Annotated in this window: 17 protein-coding genes, 1 tRNA gene and 4 pseudogenes; 17 read left to right on the top strand and 5 right to left on the bottom strand. The window is 58.5% G+C overall.

Features of this window, described 5'->3' with window-relative positions; genetic code table 11:
- The 8 genes and pseudogenes from GF111_RS08520 to GF111_RS08485 form a co-directional block, all read left to right on the top strand.
- Complete coding sequence (locus tag GF111_RS08520; protein WP_033649926.1) at window positions 1-1,242, top strand: NADH:ubiquinone reductase (Na(+)-transporting) subunit B; 1,242 nt, start codon at window positions 1-3, stop codon at window positions 1,240-1,242.
- Window positions 1,232-2,026: a Na(+)-translocating NADH-quinone reductase subunit C gene (locus GF111_RS08515; RefSeq protein WP_015376731.1), complete on the top strand. Its 795-nt coding sequence runs from the start codon at window positions 1,232-1,234 to the stop codon at window positions 2,024-2,026. Before GF111_RS08520 ends, GF111_RS08515 begins: the two co-directional genes overlap by 11 nt.
- On the top strand, window positions 2,019-2,648 hold the full coding sequence (locus tag GF111_RS08510; RefSeq protein WP_004930232.1) for an NADH:ubiquinone reductase (Na(+)-transporting) subunit D: 630 nt from the start codon (window positions 2,019-2,021) through the stop codon (window positions 2,646-2,648). The genes GF111_RS08515 and GF111_RS08510 overlap by 8 nt, the downstream gene beginning before the upstream one ends.
- A gap of 6 nt (window positions 2,649-2,654) precedes the next feature.
- Window positions 2,655-3,251 carry an NADH:ubiquinone reductase (Na(+)-transporting) subunit E gene (gene nqrE / locus GF111_RS08505; RefSeq protein ID WP_015376732.1) on the top strand — a complete coding sequence of 199 codons (597 nt, stop codon included), beginning with the start codon at window positions 2,655-2,657 and terminating at the stop codon, window positions 3,249-3,251.
- A gap of 15 nt (window positions 3,252-3,266) precedes the next feature.
- Window positions 3,267-4,490 carry an NADH:ubiquinone reductase (Na(+)-transporting) subunit F gene (gene nqrF, locus GF111_RS08500; RefSeq protein ID WP_038871329.1) on the top strand — a complete coding sequence of 408 codons (1,224 nt, stop codon included), beginning with the start codon at window positions 3,267-3,269 and terminating at the stop codon, window positions 4,488-4,490.
- Window positions 4,491-5,522 carry an FAD:protein FMN transferase gene (locus GF111_RS08495; RefSeq protein WP_038871326.1) on the top strand — a complete coding sequence of 344 codons (1,032 nt, stop codon included), beginning with the start codon at window positions 4,491-4,493 and terminating at the stop codon, window positions 5,520-5,522. It begins immediately after the preceding gene.
- Between the two features lie 7 nt (window positions 5,523-5,529).
- Entirely contained in the window at window positions 5,530-5,757 is a 228-nt protein-coding gene (gene nqrM / locus GF111_RS08490) for a (Na+)-NQR maturation NqrM (RefSeq protein WP_004930244.1), read from the top strand.
- Window positions 5,758-6,024: 267 nt separating this feature from the next.
- Window positions 6,025-6,351, top strand: a pseudogene (locus GF111_RS08485) (putative T6SS immunity periplasmic lipoprotein); the annotation flags it as partial.
- A 66-nt stretch (window positions 6,352-6,417) separates the two neighbouring features.
- Here the strand turns inward: GF111_RS08485 and GF111_RS08480 are convergent.
- Window positions 6,418-7,311 (bottom strand): glycerophosphodiester phosphodiesterase family protein, encoded by an 894-nt coding sequence (locus tag GF111_RS08480; RefSeq protein WP_147190388.1) that lies wholly within the window; start codon window positions 7,309-7,311, stop codon window positions 6,418-6,420.
- A gap of 183 nt (window positions 7,312-7,494) precedes the next feature.
- Between GF111_RS08480 and dinB the strand changes: the two genes are divergently transcribed.
- Complete coding sequence (dinB, locus tag GF111_RS08475; RefSeq protein WP_033637213.1) at window positions 7,495-8,556, top strand: DNA polymerase IV; 1,062 nt, start codon at window positions 7,495-7,497, stop codon at window positions 8,554-8,556.
- Window positions 8,557-8,558: 2 nt separating this feature from the next.
- Here dinB and GF111_RS08470 read toward each other — a convergent pair.
- Both GF111_RS08470 and pepD read right to left on the bottom strand, forming a co-directional pair.
- Window positions 8,559-9,053 (bottom strand): annotated as a pseudogene (locus GF111_RS08470) (transposase); the annotation flags it as partial.
- Window positions 9,054-9,094: 41 nt separating this feature from the next.
- Window positions 9,095-10,560, bottom strand: a pseudogene (pepD, locus tag GF111_RS08465) (beta-Ala-His dipeptidase).
- 338 nt (window positions 10,561-10,898) lie between these two features.
- Here pepD and gpt point away from each other — a divergent pair.
- The 6 genes from gpt (at window position 10,899) to GF111_RS08435 (ending at window position 15,954) form a co-directional block, all read left to right on the top strand.
- The gene (gene gpt, locus GF111_RS08460) at window positions 10,899-11,357 is read left to right on the top strand and encodes a xanthine phosphoribosyltransferase (protein ID WP_019454300.1); all 459 of its coding nucleotides are present in this window, start codon (window positions 10,899-10,901) and stop codon (window positions 11,355-11,357) included.
- Between the two features lie 141 nt (window positions 11,358-11,498).
- Window positions 11,499-12,746 carry an esterase FrsA gene (gene frsA, locus GF111_RS08455; protein ID WP_038871305.1) on the top strand — a complete coding sequence of 416 codons (1,248 nt, stop codon included), beginning with the start codon at window positions 11,499-11,501 and terminating at the stop codon, window positions 12,744-12,746.
- A 60-nt stretch (window positions 12,747-12,806) separates the two neighbouring features.
- Window positions 12,807-13,208 (top strand): sigma factor-binding protein Crl, encoded by a 402-nt coding sequence (crl, locus tag GF111_RS08450; protein WP_033641981.1) that lies wholly within the window; start codon window positions 12,807-12,809, stop codon window positions 13,206-13,208.
- Window positions 13,209-13,324: 116 nt separating this feature from the next.
- On the top strand, window positions 13,325-14,428 hold the full coding sequence (gene proB, locus GF111_RS08445) for a glutamate 5-kinase (RefSeq protein WP_015376738.1): 1,104 nt from the start codon (window positions 13,325-13,327) through the stop codon (window positions 14,426-14,428).
- Window positions 14,429-14,437: 9 nt separating this feature from the next.
- A complete protein-coding gene (gene proA / locus GF111_RS08440; protein ID WP_038871298.1) occupies window positions 14,438-15,691 on the top strand; it encodes a glutamate-5-semialdehyde dehydrogenase in 1,254 nt (417 codons plus the stop codon).
- A gap of 187 nt (window positions 15,692-15,878) precedes the next feature.
- A tRNA-Thr gene (locus GF111_RS08435) sits at window positions 15,879-15,954 on the top strand.
- A 233-nt stretch (window positions 15,955-16,187) separates the two neighbouring features.
- Here the strand turns inward: GF111_RS08435 and GF111_RS26700 are convergent.
- Both GF111_RS26700 and GF111_RS08430 read right to left on the bottom strand, forming a co-directional pair.
- Window positions 16,188-16,430, bottom strand: coding sequence for a helix-turn-helix transcriptional regulator (locus GF111_RS26700; RefSeq protein ID WP_255606784.1), 243 nt, complete (start codon window positions 16,428-16,430; stop codon window positions 16,188-16,190).
- Between the two features lie 41 nt (window positions 16,431-16,471).
- A pseudogene (locus tag GF111_RS08430) lies at window positions 16,472-16,991 on the bottom strand (IS5 family transposase); the annotation flags it as partial.
- A gap of 421 nt (window positions 16,992-17,412) precedes the next feature.
- On the opposite strand from GF111_RS08430, the gene GF111_RS08425 reads away from it, so the two are divergent.
- Entirely contained in the window at window positions 17,413-18,108 is a 696-nt protein-coding gene (locus GF111_RS08425; RefSeq protein WP_094461309.1) for a response regulator, read from the top strand.
- The gene (locus GF111_RS08420; protein ID WP_147191624.1) at window positions 18,105-19,289 is read left to right on the top strand and encodes an ATP-binding protein; all 1,185 of its coding nucleotides are present in this window, start codon (window positions 18,105-18,107) and stop codon (window positions 19,287-19,289) included. The genes GF111_RS08425 and GF111_RS08420 overlap by 4 nt, the downstream gene beginning before the upstream one ends.
- Window positions 19,290-19,362: the final 73 nt, after the last annotated feature.

The following is a 19,362-nucleotide window of genomic DNA, read 5'->3' as shown; positions in this document are numbered from 1 at the left end:
ATGGGCCTGAAGAATTATTTTGAGAAGATAGAGCACCACTTCACGCCGGGCGGCAAACTGGAAAAGTGGTACCCGCTGTATGAAGCGACCACCACGGTGTTTTATACCCCCGGCACGGTGACGCGCGGCGCTTCGCACGTGCGCGACGCCATCGATTTGAAACGTATGATGATCCTGGTGTGGCTGGCGGTATTCCCGGCGATGTTCTGGGGCATGTACAACGTCGGCCAGCAGGCAATCCCGGCGCTGCACCATCTGTACAGCGGCGACGAGCTGCAACAGGTGCTGGCGGGCGACTGGCATTATCGCCTGGCGCAGTGGCTCGGCGCCTCGCTGGCGGCCGACGCCGGCTGGGTCAGCAAGATGGTGCTGGGCGCCTGTTACTTCCTGCCGATCTACGCCGTGGTGTTTGTCGTCGGCGGCTTCTGGGAAGTGCTGTTCGCCATTATCCGCAAGCATGAGGTCAACGAAGGCTTCTTCGTCACCTCTATCCTGTTCGCGCTGATCGTGCCGCCGACCCTGCCGCTGTGGCAGGCCGCGCTGGGCATCACCTTCGGCGTGGTGGTGGCCAAAGAGATCTTCGGCGGCACCGGGCGCAACTTCCTCAACCCGGCGTTGGCCGGCCGTGCCTTCCTGTTCTTCGCCTATCCGGCGCAGATCTCCGGCGATCTGGTGTGGACCTCTGCGGACGGTTTCTCCGGCGCGACGCCGCTGGCGCAGTGGAGCGCAGGCGGGGCGCACAGCCTGAGCAACGTGGCCACCGGCCAGTCCATCAGCTGGATGGACGCCTTCCTCGGCAACATTCCCGGCTCCATCGGTGAAGTCTCCACGCTGATGATCCTGATCGGCGGGGCGATTATCCTGTTCGGCCGCGTGGCCTCCTGGCGCATCGTCGCCGGCGTAATGCTCGGCATGGTGGCTTCCGCCCTGTTGTTCAACGCCATCGGTTCCGATACCAACCCGATGTTCGCCATGCCGTGGTACTGGCATCTGGTGCTGGGCGGTTTCGCCTTCGGCATGATCTTTATGGCGACCGACCCGGTTTCCGCTTCCTTCACCAACAAGGGGAAATGGTGGTACGGCATTCTAATCGGCGTGATGTGCGTGCTTATCCGGGTGGTCAACCCCGCCTATCCGGAAGGCATGATGCTGGCGATCCTGTTCGCCAACCTGTTCGCACCGCTGTTCGATTATCTGGTGGTGCAGGCCAACATCAAGCGGAGAAAAGCCCGTGGCGAATGAAGCGAAAAACGACGGCATCGGTAAAACGCTGCTGGTAGTGCTGCTGCTGTGTCTGGTGTGTTCAGTGGTGGTGGCGGGCTCCGCCGTCGGCCTGAAGTCCAAACAGCAGGAGCAAAAGCTGCTCGATAAGCAGCGCAATATTCTCGACGTAGCCGGCCTGTTGCAGCCGAAAATGGAGAGCGAGCAGGTCAAGCGCCTGTACAGCGAGCGCATCGAACCGCGCCTGGTGGATCTGAACAGCGGCGAGTTTGTCGCCGGCAAGGCGGCGGCGTTCGATCTGGGCGCCGCGCTGCGCGACGACGCCAAAAGCGTGGCGCTGGCGGCGGGCGACGATCCGGCCGGCATCAAGCGCCGTAGCAATCAGGCGGAAATCTACCTGGTGCGCGATGAAAGCGGCCAGGTGAACAAGATTGTGCTGCCGGTATACGGCACCGGCCTGTGGTCGATGATGTACGCCTTCGTGGCGCTGGATAACGACGGCAACACGGTCAAGGGCATCACCTACTACGACCAGGGGGAAACCCCGGGGCTGGGCGGGGAGGTCGAGAACCCGTCCTGGCGTCAGCAGTGGGTCGGCAAACAGCTGTTCGACGACAACGGCCAGCCGGCGATCCGCGTGGTGAAAGGCGGTGCGCGTCAGGGGGATGTGCACGGGGTGGACGGCCTGTCCGGTGCCACGCTGACCTCCAACGGCGTGCAGCATACGTTTGATTTCTGGTTGGGCGAGCACGGCTTCGGCCCGTTCCTGAAAAAAGTTCGTGAAGGAGCGCTGAAAAATGGCTGATTCCAAAGAGATAAAGCGGGTTCTGCTGGGGCCGCTGTTTGACAATAACCCGATCGCCCTGCAGGTGCTGGGCGTCTGTTCTGCGTTGGCAGTGACCACCAAGCTGGAGACTGCGGTGGTGATGACCATTGCGGTGACGCTGGTGACGGCGTTCTCCAGCTTCTTCATCTCGCTGATCCGTCACCATATTCCCAATAGTGTGCGCATCATCGTGCAGATGGCGATCATCGCCTCGCTGGTGATCGTGGTCGATCAGCTGTTGCGCGCCTACGCGTTCGAGATCTCCAAGCAGCTGTCGGTGTTCGTCGGCCTTATCATCACCAACTGTATCGTGATGGGGCGCGCCGAGGCTTACGCCATGAAGTCGCCGCCGATCGAGAGCTTTATGGACGGTATCGGCAACGGGCTGGGCTACGGGGTGATCCTGGTGCTGGTCGGTTTCCTGCGCGAGCTGATTGGCTCCGGCAAGCTGTTCGGCGTCCCGGTGCTGGAAACGGTGCAGAACGGCGGCTGGTATCAGCCGAACGGCCTGTTCCTGCTGGCGCCGAGCGCGTTCTTCATCATCGGCCTGCTGATCTGGGTGCTGCGCACCCTGAAGCCGGCGCAGATCGAAAAGGAGTAAAGGCCGATGGAACACTATATCAGCCTGTTTGTGCGCGCGGTGTTCGTCGAGAACATGGCGCTGGCGTTCTTCCTCGGGATGTGTACCTTCCTGGCGGTCTCGAAGAAGGTGTCGACCGCCTTTGGCCTGGGCATCGCGGTGACCATCGTGCTCGGCATTTCGGTGCCGGTGAACAACCTGGTCTACAACCTGATCCTGCGCGACGGCGCGCTGGTGGAAGGCGTCGATCTGAGCTTCCTCAACTTCATCACCTTCATCGGCGTGATCGCGGCGCTGGTGCAGATTTTGGAGATGATCCTCGATCGCTTCTTCCCGTCGCTGTATAACGCGCTCGGCATCTTCCTGCCGCTCATCACCGTGAACTGCGCCATCTTCGGCGGCGTGTCCTTCATGGTGCAGCGCGACTACAACTTCGCCGAATCGGTGGTGTACGGCATCGGCTCCGGCACCGGCTGGATGCTGGCGATCGTCGCCATGGCGGGGATCCGCGAAAAACTCAAGTATGCCAACGTGCCGGCGGGACTGCGCGGCCTGGGCATTACCTTTATCACCACCGGACTGATGGCGCTGGGCTTCATGTCCTTCTCCGGTGTTCAGTTGTAAAGGCGGGAAGAATTTATGGAAATTATTTTAGGCGTAGCAATGTTCACCACCATCGTGATGGTGCTGGTATTGCTGATCCTGTTCGCCAAATCGAAGCTGGTGAACACCGGCGACATCGCGGTGGAGATCAACGGCGATTTGGATAAGAGCTTCCATGCGCCGGCGGGCGACAAGCTGCTTAACGTGCTCTCCAGCCAGGGGATTTTCGTCTCCTCGGCCTGCGGTGGCGGCGGTTCCTGCGGCCAGTGCCGGGTGGTGATCAAAGAGGGCGGTGGCGATATCCTGCCGACCGAGCTCTCGCACATCAACAAGCGCGAAGCGAAAGAGGGTTGCCGCCTGGCGTGCCAGGTGAACGTGAAGCAGAACCTGAAGATCGAGTTGCCGGAAGAGATCTTCGGCGTGAAGAAATGGGAGTGCGAGGTTATCTCCAACGATAACAAAGCCACCTTTATCAAAGAGCTGAAGCTGAAGATCCCCGATGGCGAAGACGTGCCGTTCCGCGCGGGCGGTTTCATCCAGATCGAAGCCCCGGCGCACGACATCAGCTACGCCGACTTCGACGTGCCGCAGGAGTATCGCGGCGACTGGGACAAGTTCAACCTGTTCCGCTACCGCTCGACGGTGAACGACACCACGGTGCGCGCCTACTCGATGGCCAACTATCCGGAAGAGAAGGGCATCATCATGCTCAACGTGCGTATCGCCACGCCGCCGCCGAACAACCCGGACGTGCCGCCGGGCATCATGTCTTCCTATATCTGGTCGCTGAAAGCCGGTGACAAGGTGACCATCTCCGGGCCGTTCGGCGAGTTCTTCGCCAAGGACACCGACGCCGAAATGATCTTCATCGGCGGCGGCGCGGGCATGGCGCCGATGCGCTCGCACATCTTCGATCAGCTCAAGCGCCTGAACTCGAAGCGCAAGATCACCTTCTGGTACGGCGCGCGTTCGCTGCGCGAGATGTTCTATGAAGACGACTTCAACCAGCTGCAGGCGGAGAATGACAACTTCACCTGGCACGTGGCGCTGTCGGATCCGCAGCCGGAAGATAACTGGACCGGCTACACCGGCTTTATCCATAATGTTCTGCTGGAGAACTACCTGAAGAATCACCCGGCGCCGGAGGACTGCGAGTTTTACATGTGCGGGCCGCCGATGATGAACGCTGCGGTGATCAAGATGCTGAAAGATCTGGGTGTCGAAGACGAAAACATCATGCTGGATGACTTTGGTGGCTAAATGCGCGCATTGGCGATGAAGAACTGGCTGACGGGCGTGGCGCTGAGCGCCACCCTGCTGCTGACCGGCTGCGGGCCGGAACAGGTGGACCTGACGGGTAAAACCATGGGCACCTCGTATTCGATCCGTTATGTGACCGGCGACGATACGCCGTCGGCGCGCGAGATGCAGGCGGAGATCGATAAACGGCTGGAGCAGGTGAACGACCAGATGTCCACCTATCGACCGGACTCCGAGCTGAGCCGCTTCAACGCCAGCCGCGACATCGACCGGCCGTTCCCGGTTTCGCCGGCGACCGCCGAGGTGGTGCGCGAAGCGCTGCGCATCAACCGCGTGACCGATGGCGCGCTGGACGTGACCGTCGGGCCGCTGGTCAACCTGTGGGGCTTCGGCCCGGAAGGGCGGCCGGATAAAGTGCCGAGCGAGGCGGAGCTGGCGCACCGTCGCGCCTGGACCGGTGCCGATAAACTGGCGGTGCAGGGCAGCGCGCTGGTGAAAAGCATCCCCGAGCTGTATGTCGACCTGTCGTCGATCGCCAAAGGATACGGCGTGGACGTGGTGGCGGAGTACCTGCAATCGCAACACGTGCAAAACTACATGGTGGATATCGGCGGTGAAGTCCGCACTCGCGGGCGCAACGGCGAGCAAAAGCCGTGGCGCATCGCCATCGAGCGCCCGACCGCCGGTGCGCAGCAGCAGGCGCAGTTGGTGATCCAGCCGGGGGAGATGTCGATCGCCACCTCGGGTGACTATCGCAACTACTTCGAGCAGGACGGGGTGCGCTATTCGCACACCATCGATCCGATCACCGGCCGGCCGATCAACCACCGCCTGGTGTCGATCACCGTGCTGAGCCCGACCTGTATGACCGCCGACGGCCTGTCCACCGGCCTGAACGTGATGGGGCCGGAACGCGGCCTGGCGCTGGCCAACCTGCTCGGTATCCCGGTGTTCATGATCGTGAAAACCGCCGACGGGTTTGAGGAGCGTTATTCGGACGCGTTCAAACCCTACCTGAAAAAGAGTTCGTGAGGTTGCTATGCTGACGGTATTCGCCGCCACCTTCGTGTTGTTCCTGCTGATCGTCGGCGGGATGTCGCTGGGCTACGTGTTCAAACGCAAAAGCCTGCAGGGCAGCTGCGGCGGCATCACCGCATTGGGGATGGAGAAAGTCTGCGACTGCCCGGAACCTTGCGATGCGCGCAAAAAGCGCGAAGCCAAAGCGGCACAGCGGCGCGAGCAGCTGGACAAGCACCGCATTCTGTAGCTATAGCGAAAACCCGGCTTTGGCCGGGTTTTTTATTTGGGCCTTGCCGAAAGGCGTATGAAAGTCTGGCTGGTGCGATTAACAATGGCGTGAATTTTCAGGGTGTAACGGATAAAACGATCGCCAGAAAATACGAATATGCGCTTTCTCAGTTTTTTAAGCAGAGGTAACAGGATGAACCGCATTATTTTGGCTGGAACGCTGATTTTGCTGCTCGCCGGCTGTATGTACATGAACGATCCGAGGCCATAGAACTACGCGGCCAGCGTCACTGTGGTTGATAACCACGTTTGCGTGCGGGTTCAACCGGAAGGGGACGAGCGGCTGGCCGGCGTCATTATCGAGGAAATCGGCAACGCCAACGCTATCTTCGGCAAGAACTTCGCGGATAACGAGATGCCTGCGGTCACTGCGGCTACGTGCATTTCTGACGATAACTATAAATTCGAGGGCGGGAGGTCTTACGGGGTTTCGGTAACGCTGTTGTCGCCGGATAAACGAAGTAAAGGTATTGAGCCTGCCGCCCGGTTATTTGGGGCAGGGTTTAGCGTACGCAATGAAAATGGCACCATCCAGGTGGTTCCTGCTCACTAACGGATGTTTAAAGCCGGGGGGCATAAGGTGGGTTTGTCGAACCGCCTTATGCCCGTGGCCGATGATTTATTTCGCCTTGTGGAAGCTTTTCGCCTCGGCCGGTGAGTTGACCATCACGCCGTCGGCGCCCAGCGCCAGCGCCTGCTGATACTCCTGCGGCGAGTTGACACCGAACAGGATGATATGCGCCGGGCCCTGCGAGCGGAAGCAGTCCATCGACTCTTTATCCCAGGTCAGAAACGCCTTCGAACGCCCTTCGCCGAGGGTATATTTCTCCACCACTTCCACCTCGCGCTTCAGCTCCAGCCCGTACCAGCGCGGCTGCCGGTTATCCGGTTTGACGTCACACTGGTGCGCCATGGTGATATTGGCCAGCAGCGTGCGGGTCTCGTCGCGGCTTTCGAAGCGCGGGATGGCCGTCGGCAGCGCCTGCAGGTATTTGGCGTCGGTGGAGTAGACGCGGATGCGGTTCAGGCTGTCGGTGCTTTCCAGCGTCGCCAGCAGCGCCTGGCCAAACTGCGCCGGATCGGCGTCCGGGGATTTGATGTCCAGATAGAAGGTGACGTGCGGAAACGCTTTAAGCACGTCGTCCAGCCGCGGAATGCCGATGCCCTGGCCGCGGAACGGGTGCGTATCCCCTCTGGCGAAGGCCCAGCCGGCGTCGGTCTCGGCCAGCTGCGCGGTGGTATAGGCGGAGACCGGGCCCTGCCGGTTGGTCAACGCTTTCAGATCCGAAGGGCGATACAGCACGATGACGCCGTCTTTGGATTCTTGCAGGGTGATCCAGATGGCGTCGGCGCCGTTTTTCAGCGCGGTTTCGATGGCGATGCGGGTGTTCTCCGGTGCATCGGCGGTGCCGCCGCGGTGGGCGACGATCGCCGGCGCGTGACCGACAGCGCTGGCCGCCAGCGCGCTCAGCGACAGCGCGGAAGCCAGCAGCAAATAAGAAAATCTGACCATGTAGGGTACCTTGTCGTTATCGTTGTGGTGAGCCGCACGGGATGGCGGAAATCATACTATTGAAAAATTAAGCTTTTTTAACAACGCGGAAATATCTGGCGGAAACGGTGCTTTCGTCGAATCCTGCGGCCTTGAGCTTTCGGTATCTGACTGTATACTTATACAGTGTTACTGGAGGGTGCGATGCGTAAAATCATTCATGTCGATATGGACTGCTTCTTCGCGGCGGTGGAAATGCGCGACGATCCCAGCCTGCGCGATATCCCGCTGGCGATTGGCGGCAGCGCCGATCGGCGCGGGGTGATCAGCACCGCCAACTACCCGGCGCGGCGCTACGGCGTGCACAGCGCCATGTCCACGGCGATGGCGCTCAAGCTGTGCCCGCATCTCACCCTGTTGCCGGGGCGCATGGCGGCCTACAAAGAGGCCTCGCTGCACATCCGCGAAATCTTCGCCCGCTACACCCCGCTGATCGAGCCGCTGTCGCTCGATGAAGCCTATCTCGACGTGACCGACAGCCCGCAATGCAATGGCTCGGCGACGCTGATCGCCCAGGAGATCCGCCAGGCGATCGCCGACGAACTGAACCTCACTGCGTCGGCCGGCGTCGCGCCGATCAAGTTTCTCGCCAAAATCGCCTCCGAGATGAACAAGCCGAACGGGCAATATGTGATCACGCCGGCGCAGGTACCGGCGTTTTTGCAGCAGCTGCCGCTCAGCAAGATCCCCGGCGTCGGCAAGGTGACCGCCAAGCGGCTGGAAGAGGTGGGGCTTATCACCTGCGCTGACGTGCAGCAATACGATTTGGCGCAGCTCCTCAAGCGCTTCGGCAAGTTCGGCCGGGTGCTGTGGGAGCGGTGCCAGGGCATCGATCGGCGCGAGATCTCGTCGGAGCGGCTGCGCAAATCGGTGGGGGTGGAGCGCACGCTGGCGGAAGACATTCACGACTGGGAAGACTGCGAAACGCTGATTATCGACAAACTCTATCCCGAGCTGGAGATGCGGCTGCGCAAGGTGAAGCCGGATCTGCACATCGCCCGGCAGGGTGTGAAGCTGAAGTTTCAGGATTTTCAGCAAACCACTCAGGAGCACGTGTTCCCGGTGCTGAACCGGCAGGATTTGCTGGAGGTGGCGCGGCAGGCGTGGCGCGAGCGGCGCGAAGGGCGCGGCGTGCGGCTGGTGGGGCTGCATGTGACGCTGCTCGATCCGCAGCTGGAGCGGCAGCTGGCGCTGCCTTGGGAATAAAAAAGCCAGCGGCTGCGTTTGATGACCTGACGCGATTTTGGGTTATCACGGAGTTGATTGGCCTGGTCGACGCGGACCCGGTCGATAACCTCCCGGCCATACTTTGCCACCACATGGAACAAGTCATAGACCACTTCCGCCTGCGGGCAGTGATGCCTGACCTCCAGGTCTAACGCCGTATTCATATCCATGGCGACAGACTGGATAGCGGCACAGCCTTCAGCGCCCAGCCAGACGAAGAAGGGGCGGAAGGCCGCTCTGCTGCGGCCTTCGCCCACCCACAACACCTGTTGCGTATCCGCATCCATCACCACGGTGGCATAACGATGTCCTTTGAACAGGGCGAACTCATCCATCACCAGACGGCGGAGGGTATGGCGCTGCGGCTCTGTCCGTTCCCGCAGCAGACGCCGGTAGTCGATATTCTTGACCGTATGCCAGTGCAGGCCGGTGAGTTGTGCAACGTGCTTAATCGGCAGTAAACGGACCAGTGACTCAACCCAGGCAAGTCGCCGGCTTTTTGCGTTAAGCGCGCAGCTTACGCGCGCTCAGGGATTGCTTTCAGCAGCGAGGTCAGCAGCTTCGCTTCCAGTACAGACCGACGCTTTCGATATGCACCTGCTCATCCGGCGAGTGAGGGCCGGTGATGGTTGGCCCGATCGATACCATGTCCATGTTTGGATACGGCTTTTTGAACAGACCGCATTCCAGACCGGCGTGGATCACCATGATGTTCGGCGTCTTGTCGAACAGCTCCTGATACAGCTCGCGCACCAGGTGCATCACCGGCGAGTCGGCGTCCGGCTGCCAGCCCGGGTAGCCGCCCTTCGGCGCCACCTTGGCGCCGGCCAGCTGGCCCAGCGCGGTCAGCATCTCGACCACGTAGTCTTTGCCGCTGTCGATCAGGGAGCGGATCAGGCAGATGATTTCCGCTTCGTTTTCGCTGGTGGTGACCACGCCGACGTTCAGCGAGGTTTCCACCACGCCTTTTACCGCGTCGCTCATGCGGATCACGCCGTTCGGCGTGCCGTTCAGCAGCGCCAGGAAACGTTGCTGGCTGTCGGCGCTCAGCGCCTGCGAAGCGCTGGTGGTCGGCTCCAGCAGCACGGTGATGTTCTTCTCTTTGGCGGAGAGTTCGTTCTGCAGCACCGCCAGGAACTCCTGGCTCAGGGCTTTCAGCGCGTCGGCCTTGTCCGCCGGCACCGCAACCACCGCGGAGGCTTCACGCGGGATGGCGTTGCGCAGGGTGCCGCCGTTCAGATCCAGCAAGCGCAGGTTCAGCGCCGCCGCATGGGCGAACAGGAAGCGCGCCAGCAGCTTGTTGGCGTTGCCCAGCCCGACGTGGATCTCGGCGCCGGAGTGGCCGCCTTTCAAGCCCTTGAGCGTCAGCTTCAGGGTTTGGTAACCGGCCGGCACCGCTTCGCGCTGCAGCGGCAGGGTGGTGATGAAGTCGATACCGCCGGCGCAACCCATGTAGATTTCACCTTCCTCTTCGGAATCGGTATTGATCAGGATGTCCGCCTGCAGCCAGTTCGGCTGCAGCCCGAAGGCGCCGTCCATGCCGGCCTCTTCGGTCATGGTCAGCAGCACTTCCAGCGGGCCGTGCTCAACGCTGTCGTCGGCCAGCACCGCCAGGGCGGAGGCCATGCCGATGCCGTTGTCGGCGCCCAGCGTGGTGCCGCGCGCTTTCACCCACTCGCCGGCGATATAAGGCTGGATCGGATCCTTGGCGAAGTCGTGCACGGTGTCGTTATTCTTTTGCGGCACCATGTCCAGGTGCGCCTGCAGCGCGACCGGCTTGCGGTTTTCCATGCCTTTGGTGGCCGGCTTGCGCAGCAGGATATTGCCGACCCGATCGCGCTCGGCGTGCAGGTTCTTTTCTTTGGCCCAGGTGAGGATGTGCTGCGCCAGCGCTTCTTCATGATAAGAAGGGTGTGGGATAGAACAGATCTTGGCGAAAATATCCCACAGCGGCTGTGGCGAAAGCTGAGACAATTCAGACACTATAAGTCTCCTGTGACGGCAGGCTCCGACAGGACGGGCGTGCCGCGCGGTTAAGGTGAGTGGGCATCTGTGCGTCGTGGCACGATCGTCAGAGAATATCACTTTATTTCCGGCGGTGCGCGCCCCGTATTGTGCGGTTTAAGCGCTTGATCACACAGCTTTGCTGCGGGAACGTTCGTTTTTTCAGCATCAATCACCGGAAAGCCGCGCGGCGGAAATCGCGAGGTTTTCCTCGGTACAGCTGGAATTCAACGCGGCCAGTCTCTATAATCTCGCGCAACCTTTTTTCCCCTGAACTATAAAGTAAGCCGCTTCACCGCCGGCTGGGACACGATTCTATGAGCGAAAAATACGTTGTTACCTGGGATATGCTGCAAATACACGCACGCAAGCTGGCGCACCGCCTGCTGCCTGCCGACAAATGGACAGGCATCATTGCCGTAAGCCGCGGCGGTCTGGTACCGGCGGGCCTGCTGGCGCGCGAACTCGGCATCCGCTATGTGGATACCGTCTGCATTTCCAGCTATGACCATGACAACCAACGCGAAATGAAAGTGCTCAAGCGCGCCGAAGGCGACGGTGAAGGCTTCATCGTCGTGGACGATCTGGTGGATACCGGCGGCACCGCGAAAGCGATCCGCGACATGTACCCGAAAGCGCATTTCGTCACCATCTTCGCCAAACCGGCGGGCCGCCCGCTGGTGGACGACTATGTGGTCGACATCCCGCAGGACACCTGGATCGAACAGCCGTGGGATATGGGCGTCAGCTTCGTTCCCCCTATCGGCGGCCGCTAAGCCCAGCCAGTTCCAGCCAAACGCCCGGTTATGCCGGGCGTTTGCGTTATCTTGGTTTATCCCGCCAGAGTTAGGTACACTACCTCCAGTTAAGTAGGCCTTTTGCGGCCTATCGCCAGATTTACGGAGGCTGTTGTTACCATGGCACAGGCCAACCTTTCTGAAATTCTTTTCAAGCCTAAATTCAAACACCCTGAAACCTCGACGCTGGTGCTGCGCGCGCGCAACAAAGTGAGCGCCGCCATGCATTCCGCGCTGGAAGGCGACACCACCGGCAGCTGGTACCGCATACTGAATCCGCTGCTGTGGGCCTGGCGCGGCGTCAGCCCGATCGAAATCCACGAAGTGCTGGCGCGCATCGCCGCCTCGGACGCCGAGCGCAGCAATCCGCAGCGGCTGGATACCGTGGTGGGCTACCGCAACGGCAACTGGATCTACGAATGGATCCATCAGGGCATGCAGTGGCAGCAGCGGGCGACGGAGCAGCAGGATCCGCTGCTCGGCGGCGAATACTGGCTGAAGGCCGCGAGCCTGTACAGCATCGCCGGTTACCCGCACCTGAAGGGCGACGAGCTGGCCGAACAGGCGGAGATGCTCGCCAATCGCGCTTACGAAGAGGCGGCGCTGCTGCTGCCGTATCAGCTGAAAGAGCTGGAGTTTCGCATCGAAGGCGGCGGCAGCGTCACCGGTTTCCTGCACATGCCGGAGAAGGGCGAAGCGCCATTCCCGACGGTGCTGATGTGCGGCAGCCTCGACACGCTGCAGACCGACTACCACCGCCTGTTCCGCGACTACCTGGCGCCGCAAGGCATCGCCATGCTGACGCTCGACATGCCGTCGATCGGTTCCTCCTGCAAATGGAAGCTGACGCAGGACTCCAGCTACCTGCACCAACAGGTGCTGATCCAGCTGGCCTCGGTGCCGTGGGTGGACCATCAGCGGGTGAGCGCCTTTGGCTTCCGCTTCGGCGCCAACGTGGCGGTGCGATTGGCCTACCTGGAGCCGCAGCGGCTGCGCGGCGTGGCCTGCCTGGGGCCGGTAGTGCATCGCCTGCTGTGTGACAGCAGCACCCAGCTGAACGTACCGGACATGTATATGGACGTGCTGGCCAGCCGCATGGGCATGGCTAACGCCTCGGACAACGTGCTGAAGGTGGAGCTGAACAGCTACTCGCTGAAAATGCAGGGGCTGCTGGGGCGCCGCTGCCCGACGCCGATGATCTCCGGCTACTGGGAGCGCGATACGCTCAGCCCGAAAGAGGAGTCGCAGCTGATCGTCACCTCTTCGGTGAGCGGCAAGCTGGTCGCCATCCCGCGCACCCCGGTTTACGACAGCTTCCACCGGGCGCTGCTGCAGATGTCCGGCTGGCTGAAGGACAAAATGCGTTAATTAGTTGCTAAATTTTAACAGTTTGTTAAAAAGAGTGGTCTACATTGAGGAGGTTAGAGAATGACGTTACCGAGTGGTCACCCTAAAAGCCGACTAATGAAACGTTTTGCCAGCTTGGGGCCGTACCTGCGTGAAGGGCAATGTGAAAACGACCGTTTTTTCTTTGATTGTTTGGCCGTCTGCGTCAATGTAAAGCCCGCTCCGGAGAAGCGCGAGTTCTGGGGCTGGTGGATGGAGCTGCAGGCGGAAGAGGCGCGCTTCACCTATTCTTACCAATTCGGCCTGTTCGACAAAGAAGGCGACTGGACGGCGCAAAATATTAAGGATGATGAAGTGAGCGCCAAGCTGGAAGACACCCTGCGTGACTTCCATCGCCGCCTGGGCGAGCTGCTGGCGACCATGGAACTGGGGCTGGAACCCGCCGACGATTTCAAAGAAAAACTGATCAAACTCTCCGCCTGACCCCGTTTGACCACGTATTGTGCTGATTTCGCGTTGTGCCTGTTGGCATAACGCGTCTCTCCTGTTACAAAGACCTTTGCACTCTTTTTCTCATCATTACACACGGCAGAAATACTATGAACGGCAGCCAGACATTGGTTGTGAAATTGGGCACCAGCGTGTTGACCGGCGGATCGCTGCGTCTGAACCGCGCCCATATTGTCGAATTGGTGCGCCAGTGCGCGCAGCAACACGCTGCGGGCCACCGCATCGTCATCGTCACCTCCGGCGCCATCGCCGCCGGGCGCGAACACCTGGGCTACCCCGAGCTGCCCGCCACTATCGCTTCCAAGCAGCTGCTGGCGGCGGTGGGGCAGAGCCGGCTGATCCAGCTGTGGGAACAGCTGTTCTCCATTTACGGCATCCACGTCGGGCAGATGCTGCTGACGCGCGCCGATCTGGAAGACCGCGAGCGCTTCCTCAACGCGCGCGACACCATGACGGCGCTGCTGGACAACCGCATCGTGCCGGTAATCAATGAGAACGACGCCGTCGCCACCGCCGAAATCAAGGTGGGCGACAACGATAACCTGTCGGCGCTGGCGGCCATTCTGGCCGGGGCCGACAAACTGCTGCTGCTGACCGATCAGCAGGGCCTCTACACCGCCGATCCGCGCAACAACCCGCAGGCCGAACTGATCCGTGAAGTGCACGGCATCGACGACGCGCTGCGCGCCATCGCCGGCGACAGCGTCTCCGGTCTGGGCACTGGCGGCATGGGCACCAAGCTGCAGGCGGCCGACGTGGCCTGCCGCGCCGGCATCGACGTGGTGATCGCCGCGGGCAGCAAGCCGGGCGTGGTGGCGGACGTGATTGAAGGCAAACCGGTGGGCACCCGTTTCCACGCGCTGGAAACCCCGCTGGAAAACCGCAAGCGCTGGATCTTCGGCGCGCCGCCGGCCGGCGAGATCACCGTCGACGACGGCGCGGTGGAAGCGATGATGGCGCGCGGCAGCTCGCTGCTGCCGAAAGGCATCCGCGAAGTGAAGGGCGACTTCTCGCGCGGCGAAGTGATCCGCATCCGCAACCTGGCGGGGCGCGATCTGGCGCACGGCGTCAGCCGCTACAACAGCGACGCGATGCGCATGATCGCCGGGCACCACTCGCAGGAAATCAGCGAAATCCTCGGTTATGAATACGGTCCGGTGGCAGTGCACCGCGACGATATGATTGTCAGTTAAGGAGTGAGCATGCTGGATCAGATGGGGAAGGCCGCCAAGCAGGCCTCCTGGCAGCTGGCGGTGCTGAGCACGGCGAAGAAGAATCAGGTGCTGTCGGTGATGGCCGACAGGCTGGAAGCCAACAGCGAAGCGATCCTGCTGGCGAACGAACAAGACATGGCGCAGGCGCGCGCCACCGGCATGAGCGAAGCGCTGCTCGATCGCCTGCTGCTGACCCCGGCGCGGCTGGCGGCGATCGCCAACGACGTGCGTCAGGTGTGCCGCCTGAACGATCCGGTCGGCCACGTGCTGGACGGCAACCTGCTGGACAGCGGGCTGAAGCTGGAGCGCCGCCGGGTGCCGCTCGGCGTGATTGGCGTGATTTACGAGGCGCGGCCGAACGTCACCATCGACGTCGCCAGCCTGTGCCTGAAAACCGGCAACGCAGTGATCCTGCGCGGTGGTAAAGAGACGCACAACACCAACCAGGCGACGGTGAAAGTGATCCAGCAGGCGCTGGAACAGTGCGGCCTGCCGGCGGCGGCGGTGCAGGCGATCGACAGCCCGGATCGCGCGCTGGTGAACGAACTGCTGCGCCTGGATCGCTATGTCGACATGCTGATCCCGCGCGGCGGCGCCGGCCTGCACAAGCTGTGCCGCGAGCAATCGACTATCCCGGTGATCACCGGCGGCATCGGCGTGTGCCACACCTACGTGGATGCCGACGTCGATTTCGACAAGGCGCTGACGGTCATTGAGAACGCCAAGATTCAGCGCCCGAGCGCCTGTAACTCGCTGGAGACGCTGCTGGTGAACCGCAGCATCGCCGCCGAGTTCCTGCCGGCGCTGAGCGCCAAAATGGCGGCGGCGGGCGTGACGCTGCACGCGGCGGAAAACGCGCTGCCGCTGCTGCAGGGCGGCCCGGCGACGGTGGTGCCGGTGAACGCGGAAGATTACGACGATGAATGGCTGTCGCTGGATCTGAACGTGTTGCTGGTGGACGATATCAATCAGGCCATCGACCACATCCGCACCCACGGCACCAACCACTCCGACGCGATCCTCACCCGCTCGCTGAGCAGCGCCGAGCACTTCGTGCGCGCGGTGGACTCCTCGGCGGTGTACGTCAACGCCAGCACCCGCTTCACCGACGGCGGCCAGTTCGGCCTGGGCGCGGAAGTGGCGGTAAGCACCCAGAAACTGCACGCCCGCGGCCCGATGGGCCTGGACGCGCTGACCACCTACAAGTGGATCGGCTACGGCGACGATCTGGTGCGCAGCTAAGGCCGGATTGCGGTAGTAAAGACCTCAGGGTGCAGCGTGCTGCGCCCTGATTGTTTTGGAAGGGACAACGCGCGGTAGTGTGGCTGCTTGCAAAACAACCAAACGCCCCGGCGGCTATTGACTCATTTCGTGCACGGGTCTACCTTGTTCAACGCACTTCCGGCTTGCCCTGCAGGCCCGGCTCGATGCCGATATAGCTCAGTTGGTAGAGCAGCGCATTCGTAATGCGAAGGTCGTAGGTTCGACTCCTATTATCGGCACCATCTCAATATCCCAGACATTCGAGAAAGTAAAAGAATTCTAACGGGTTGGGACTAAGCGAATAAGATTGTGTTTGGCTGGCGACAGAAAATGTCGTTGATTGTAGTTCGGAAAAAGATTTTTTAAATAAAAATAATGGGGTGTTTGGCCTTTTATTATAAACATGCGCTGATGAATCATATCCTGTTGCTCTTCATCGCTGACAACATGTTGTAACCTCGTTAAGTCCTCGATTTTATTTCCTATCGTTTGTGAGTTTTAAAAGCACCGTTTTCGCCGATATCCAAATATCCTCACGTGGCTTATTCATTTTGCGAAACATCGTAGGGGAAACGCCATAGTGGTTTTTAAAGATGCGACAGAAAGCCTGCTGTTCCAGATAACCATATTCAAGTGCAATATCTATGATCTTCCTGTCTGTAGATAAAATCATTTTCGCCGCCTCTGTCATTTTCCTTGATCTGATGTAAGACTTCATCGATATACCGGCCAAAGCGCAGAACTTACGTTGAACATACCATCTGGAATTCAGTGAACCCCCGAACAGCTGTTTTACCCGGTACATCGCCGTTTCCGCTATCGAGCGACGGTTGTAATCTGTTGTCCATTTCCACCGCGCATTACTCCCGGTCATTCGCTGATTAGCCACTGCACGGTTACGGTCTGCATATTCACCGGGCCAGTAACCCGCACCTTTTCGGGGAGGGATAAGCGCGCTGATTTTCTTACGCCGCAGTTCATCGTGACAGAGCCGGGTGTCGTAAGCGCCGTCTGCCGATGCTGCCCTGATTTTTCTGTGAGTCTGCCGGATAAGACCCGGGAAGGCTTCTGAGTCCGTCACATTGTTCAGCGACAGGTCTGCACAGATGATTTCATGTGTGTTGCTGTCAACTGCCAGATGCAGCTTACGCCAGATACGGCGGCGTTCCTGGCCATGCTTTTTGACTTTCCACTCGCCTTCACCGAAGACCTTCAGCCCGGTGGAATCAATCACCAGATGCGCGATTTCACCCCGGGTGAACGTTTTGAATATCCAGTTTTATCAATCAGGTTGATGATGTTTACCGGTTGCCTGAGATGCATTTCCAACAGATTGATAACGCTATTAATAAATATTCTTGATTGTTCAATTCAACTTTGCTCATTTCCATTGCATCGACTCCTTATATCTTCACCTGTTGGCGCTATTGAAATCTCGATTATTGCTTAACTTTGTCAAGATGTTGTCAATTTCTGTTCTTTTTATTTTGGGATTTATGATGTTTAGTTTGTAACTATTTGAATTTTAATGTTATTGTGTTGCCTTCTTTGTCGGGCTGATTTTGAATGAAGTCGTGCTGACTTTATTTTTAACCGCCTGATATGTATTATCTTCGTTTTTTGTTTATTCTTTAAATAAAAAAGTGCTAAGCTTATTATATTTTTCACTTGGTTAGCGTGACTGAATAGCAGGTTAATATATGGCAGAAAAAAGAATTTTAATCATCGAGGACGATATGCATGCTGCAGAAGTCTTGGAAGCTTATCTAAAAAGAGAGTGCTTTGCCGTTGCCAAAGTCGGCGATGGTGTTAAAGGGCTAGAGATGGTTTTTTCCTGGCAACCTGACTTGGTTTTATTAGACGTCATGCTGCCGGGAATAAATGGCAATGAAGTATTGGCACGTGTGCGTAGAAAGAGCGATGTGCCGGTCATCATGGTGACGGCAATCGGCGAGATTCAGGATAAGATCTCCTCGTTGAGGCACGGCGTTGATGATTACATCGTGAAACCCTACAACCCGGGTGAGGTCGTTGCTCGGGTTCATGCCGTGCTGAGAAGAGCGACTGCATTAAATATAAAATCCGAACTTATTATTTGTGGCCCGGTACAACTTGATGAAGAGGCGATGCTGGTTCACGTTTGCCACGCCGAAAACGTTAAAATTGCAGTGGATCTTACACCGACTGAGTTCTTACTGTTATCTGTGCTAATGCGTGCGCCAAAAAGAGCGTTTTCCCGCCAAACATTGTTAAATATGTGTTTGCCGGAAAGTGATGCATTTGAGCGGGTTGTCGATACGCATATTTATAACTTGCGCAAAAAACTCAATTCGGTAGGGGTGGAGGATGTACTGCTGACCGTTAGAGCGATGGGCTACAGGTATTGGAATAAATGAATAATAAAAGCAAAAGAGTTTCGCTTTGGAAGTGGATTTGCGTGAGGGTAATTTCTCAATCTGTCGGTGTGGTTGTTATTATTGCACTCTGTATGTGGTTGCGCTATGCCATTTATAGCACCTGGGTTCTATATCATGAAATGCCGGTGGATGTCCGAAAGGAATTCCTGCACTTGCTTAATAATCCCAATGAAGATTTGTACAGGTTTTATAGCCTTTTTCACTATTGGTATGGCATTGACTTTGCTAATCCGTCTATCACCTCGGGGGATTGGATTATGCTGGCTATTTTGGTGGTCGTCGCTATACCTCTCATGGTCTTACTGGGGCTCTATATGTCGCGGCCGTTGGCGAAGCAATTTTCCTACCTGGTCGCTGCCGCGAGAAAAGTCACTGAGGGGGATTTCTCTGTGCAAGCAAAATTAGAAGATAAAGCGCCGGAAGAACTTCTTACTCTAACTCACGGTTTCAATGAGATGACCAAAAAACTGACTTATTATGAAGGGGAGTTACGTGCTTCTCATATCGCTATGGCGCATGAATTACGCTCGCCGTTGACGGCTTCAATCGCACGCCTTCAGGGAATTATGGATGGCGTGTTCGAGCCGGACAAGCATCAGTTAAATCTGGTCATGCAGCCCTTGGCAAGCCTTAATCGCCTTATTGATGATCTTCAAACGCTGTCCTTGTCACAAGCCGGGGCCTTATCATTAGAAAAATACCATGTGAATCTGTGCGATTTGATTCAGGAGCGTTTACAATGGCTAAAGGCTGAAGTTTCGCAGGAGGATTTCACGATTGAATTTGAATGTCCTGCTCCCGTATTCGTCTACGCCGATCCGTTCAGAATTGGGCAAGTTGTTACGATTCTCATAAAAAATGCAATTCGTTACGCGCATTCCGGCAAGAAATTGACCATCACTGTTAACCATGCTGATGATAAGGTTATCGTCGGTTTTCGCGATTATGGGCCGGGCGTCAGTGAAGCTTTTTTACCCTTGATGTTCGAGCGCTTTTCCCGGGAAGAGCGTTCTCGATCGAGAAATTTGGGAGGGAGTGGACTCGGCCTCTCTATCGCCATGGCGATAAGCCGCGAGCACGGCGGCAGTCTCAGTGCTCAGAATCATCCTGAAGGTGGGATGCTGCTTCTACTCATTCTGCCAATGAAAATAGAATCTTGATGGTTTCTTGAATAATCATGGATTTAATCTACACATAAAAAAGGTTTAATTCTTCAACAGACTATCAGGAGAA

It is taken from the genome of Serratia sp. HRI (assembly GCF_010119335.3).
In the GTDB taxonomy this organism is placed as follows: Bacteria; Pseudomonadota; Gammaproteobacteria; order Enterobacterales; family Enterobacteriaceae; genus Serratia; species Serratia nevei.
Note: the sequence above shows the minus strand (reverse complement) of the source record. Positions and strands in the feature narration are given on the sequence as shown.

Excerpts from the sequence above, each read along its gene's own strand:
- nqrM (WP_004930244.1), top strand. The coding sequence starts at position 5,530 with ATGCTGACGGTATTCGCCGCCACCTTCGTGTTGTTCCTGCTGATCGTC.
- GF111_RS08420 (WP_147191624.1), top strand. The coding sequence starts at position 18,105 with ATGAATAATAAAAGCAAAAGAGTTTCGCTTTGGAAGTGGATTTGCGTG.
- GF111_RS08510 (WP_004930232.1), top strand. The coding sequence starts at position 2,019 with ATGGCTGATTCCAAAGAGATAAAGCGGGTTCTGCTGGGGCCGCTGTTT.
- GF111_RS26700 (WP_255606784.1), bottom strand. The coding sequence starts at position 16,430 with ATGAAGTCTTACATCAGATCAAGGAAAATGACAGAGGCGGCGAAAATG.
- GF111_RS08480 (WP_147190388.1), bottom strand. The coding sequence starts at position 7,311 with ATGGTCAGATTTTCTTATTTGCTGCTGGCTTCCGCGCTGTCGCTGAGC.
- nqrE (WP_015376732.1), top strand. The coding sequence starts at position 2,655 with ATGGAACACTATATCAGCCTGTTTGTGCGCGCGGTGTTCGTCGAGAAC.
- gpt (WP_019454300.1), top strand. The coding sequence starts at position 10,899 with ATGAGCGAAAAATACGTTGTTACCTGGGATATGCTGCAAATACACGCA.
- GF111_RS08495 (WP_038871326.1), top strand. The coding sequence starts at position 4,491 with ATGCGCGCATTGGCGATGAAGAACTGGCTGACGGGCGTGGCGCTGAGC.
- nqrF (WP_038871329.1), top strand. The coding sequence starts at position 3,267 with ATGGAAATTATTTTAGGCGTAGCAATGTTCACCACCATCGTGATGGTG.
- proB (WP_015376738.1), top strand. The coding sequence starts at position 13,325 with ATGAACGGCAGCCAGACATTGGTTGTGAAATTGGGCACCAGCGTGTTG.
- crl (WP_033641981.1), top strand. The coding sequence starts at position 12,807 with ATGACGTTACCGAGTGGTCACCCTAAAAGCCGACTAATGAAACGTTTT.
- GF111_RS08425 (WP_094461309.1), top strand. The coding sequence starts at position 17,413 with ATGGCAGAAAAAAGAATTTTAATCATCGAGGACGATATGCATGCTGCA.
- frsA (WP_038871305.1), top strand. The coding sequence starts at position 11,499 with ATGGCACAGGCCAACCTTTCTGAAATTCTTTTCAAGCCTAAATTCAAA.
- dinB (WP_033637213.1), top strand. The coding sequence starts at position 7,495 with ATGCGTAAAATCATTCATGTCGATATGGACTGCTTCTTCGCGGCGGTG.
- GF111_RS08520 (WP_033649926.1), top strand. The coding sequence starts at position 1 with ATGGGCCTGAAGAATTATTTTGAGAAGATAGAGCACCACTTCACGCCG.
- proA (WP_038871298.1), top strand. The coding sequence starts at position 14,438 with ATGCTGGATCAGATGGGGAAGGCCGCCAAGCAGGCCTCCTGGCAGCTG.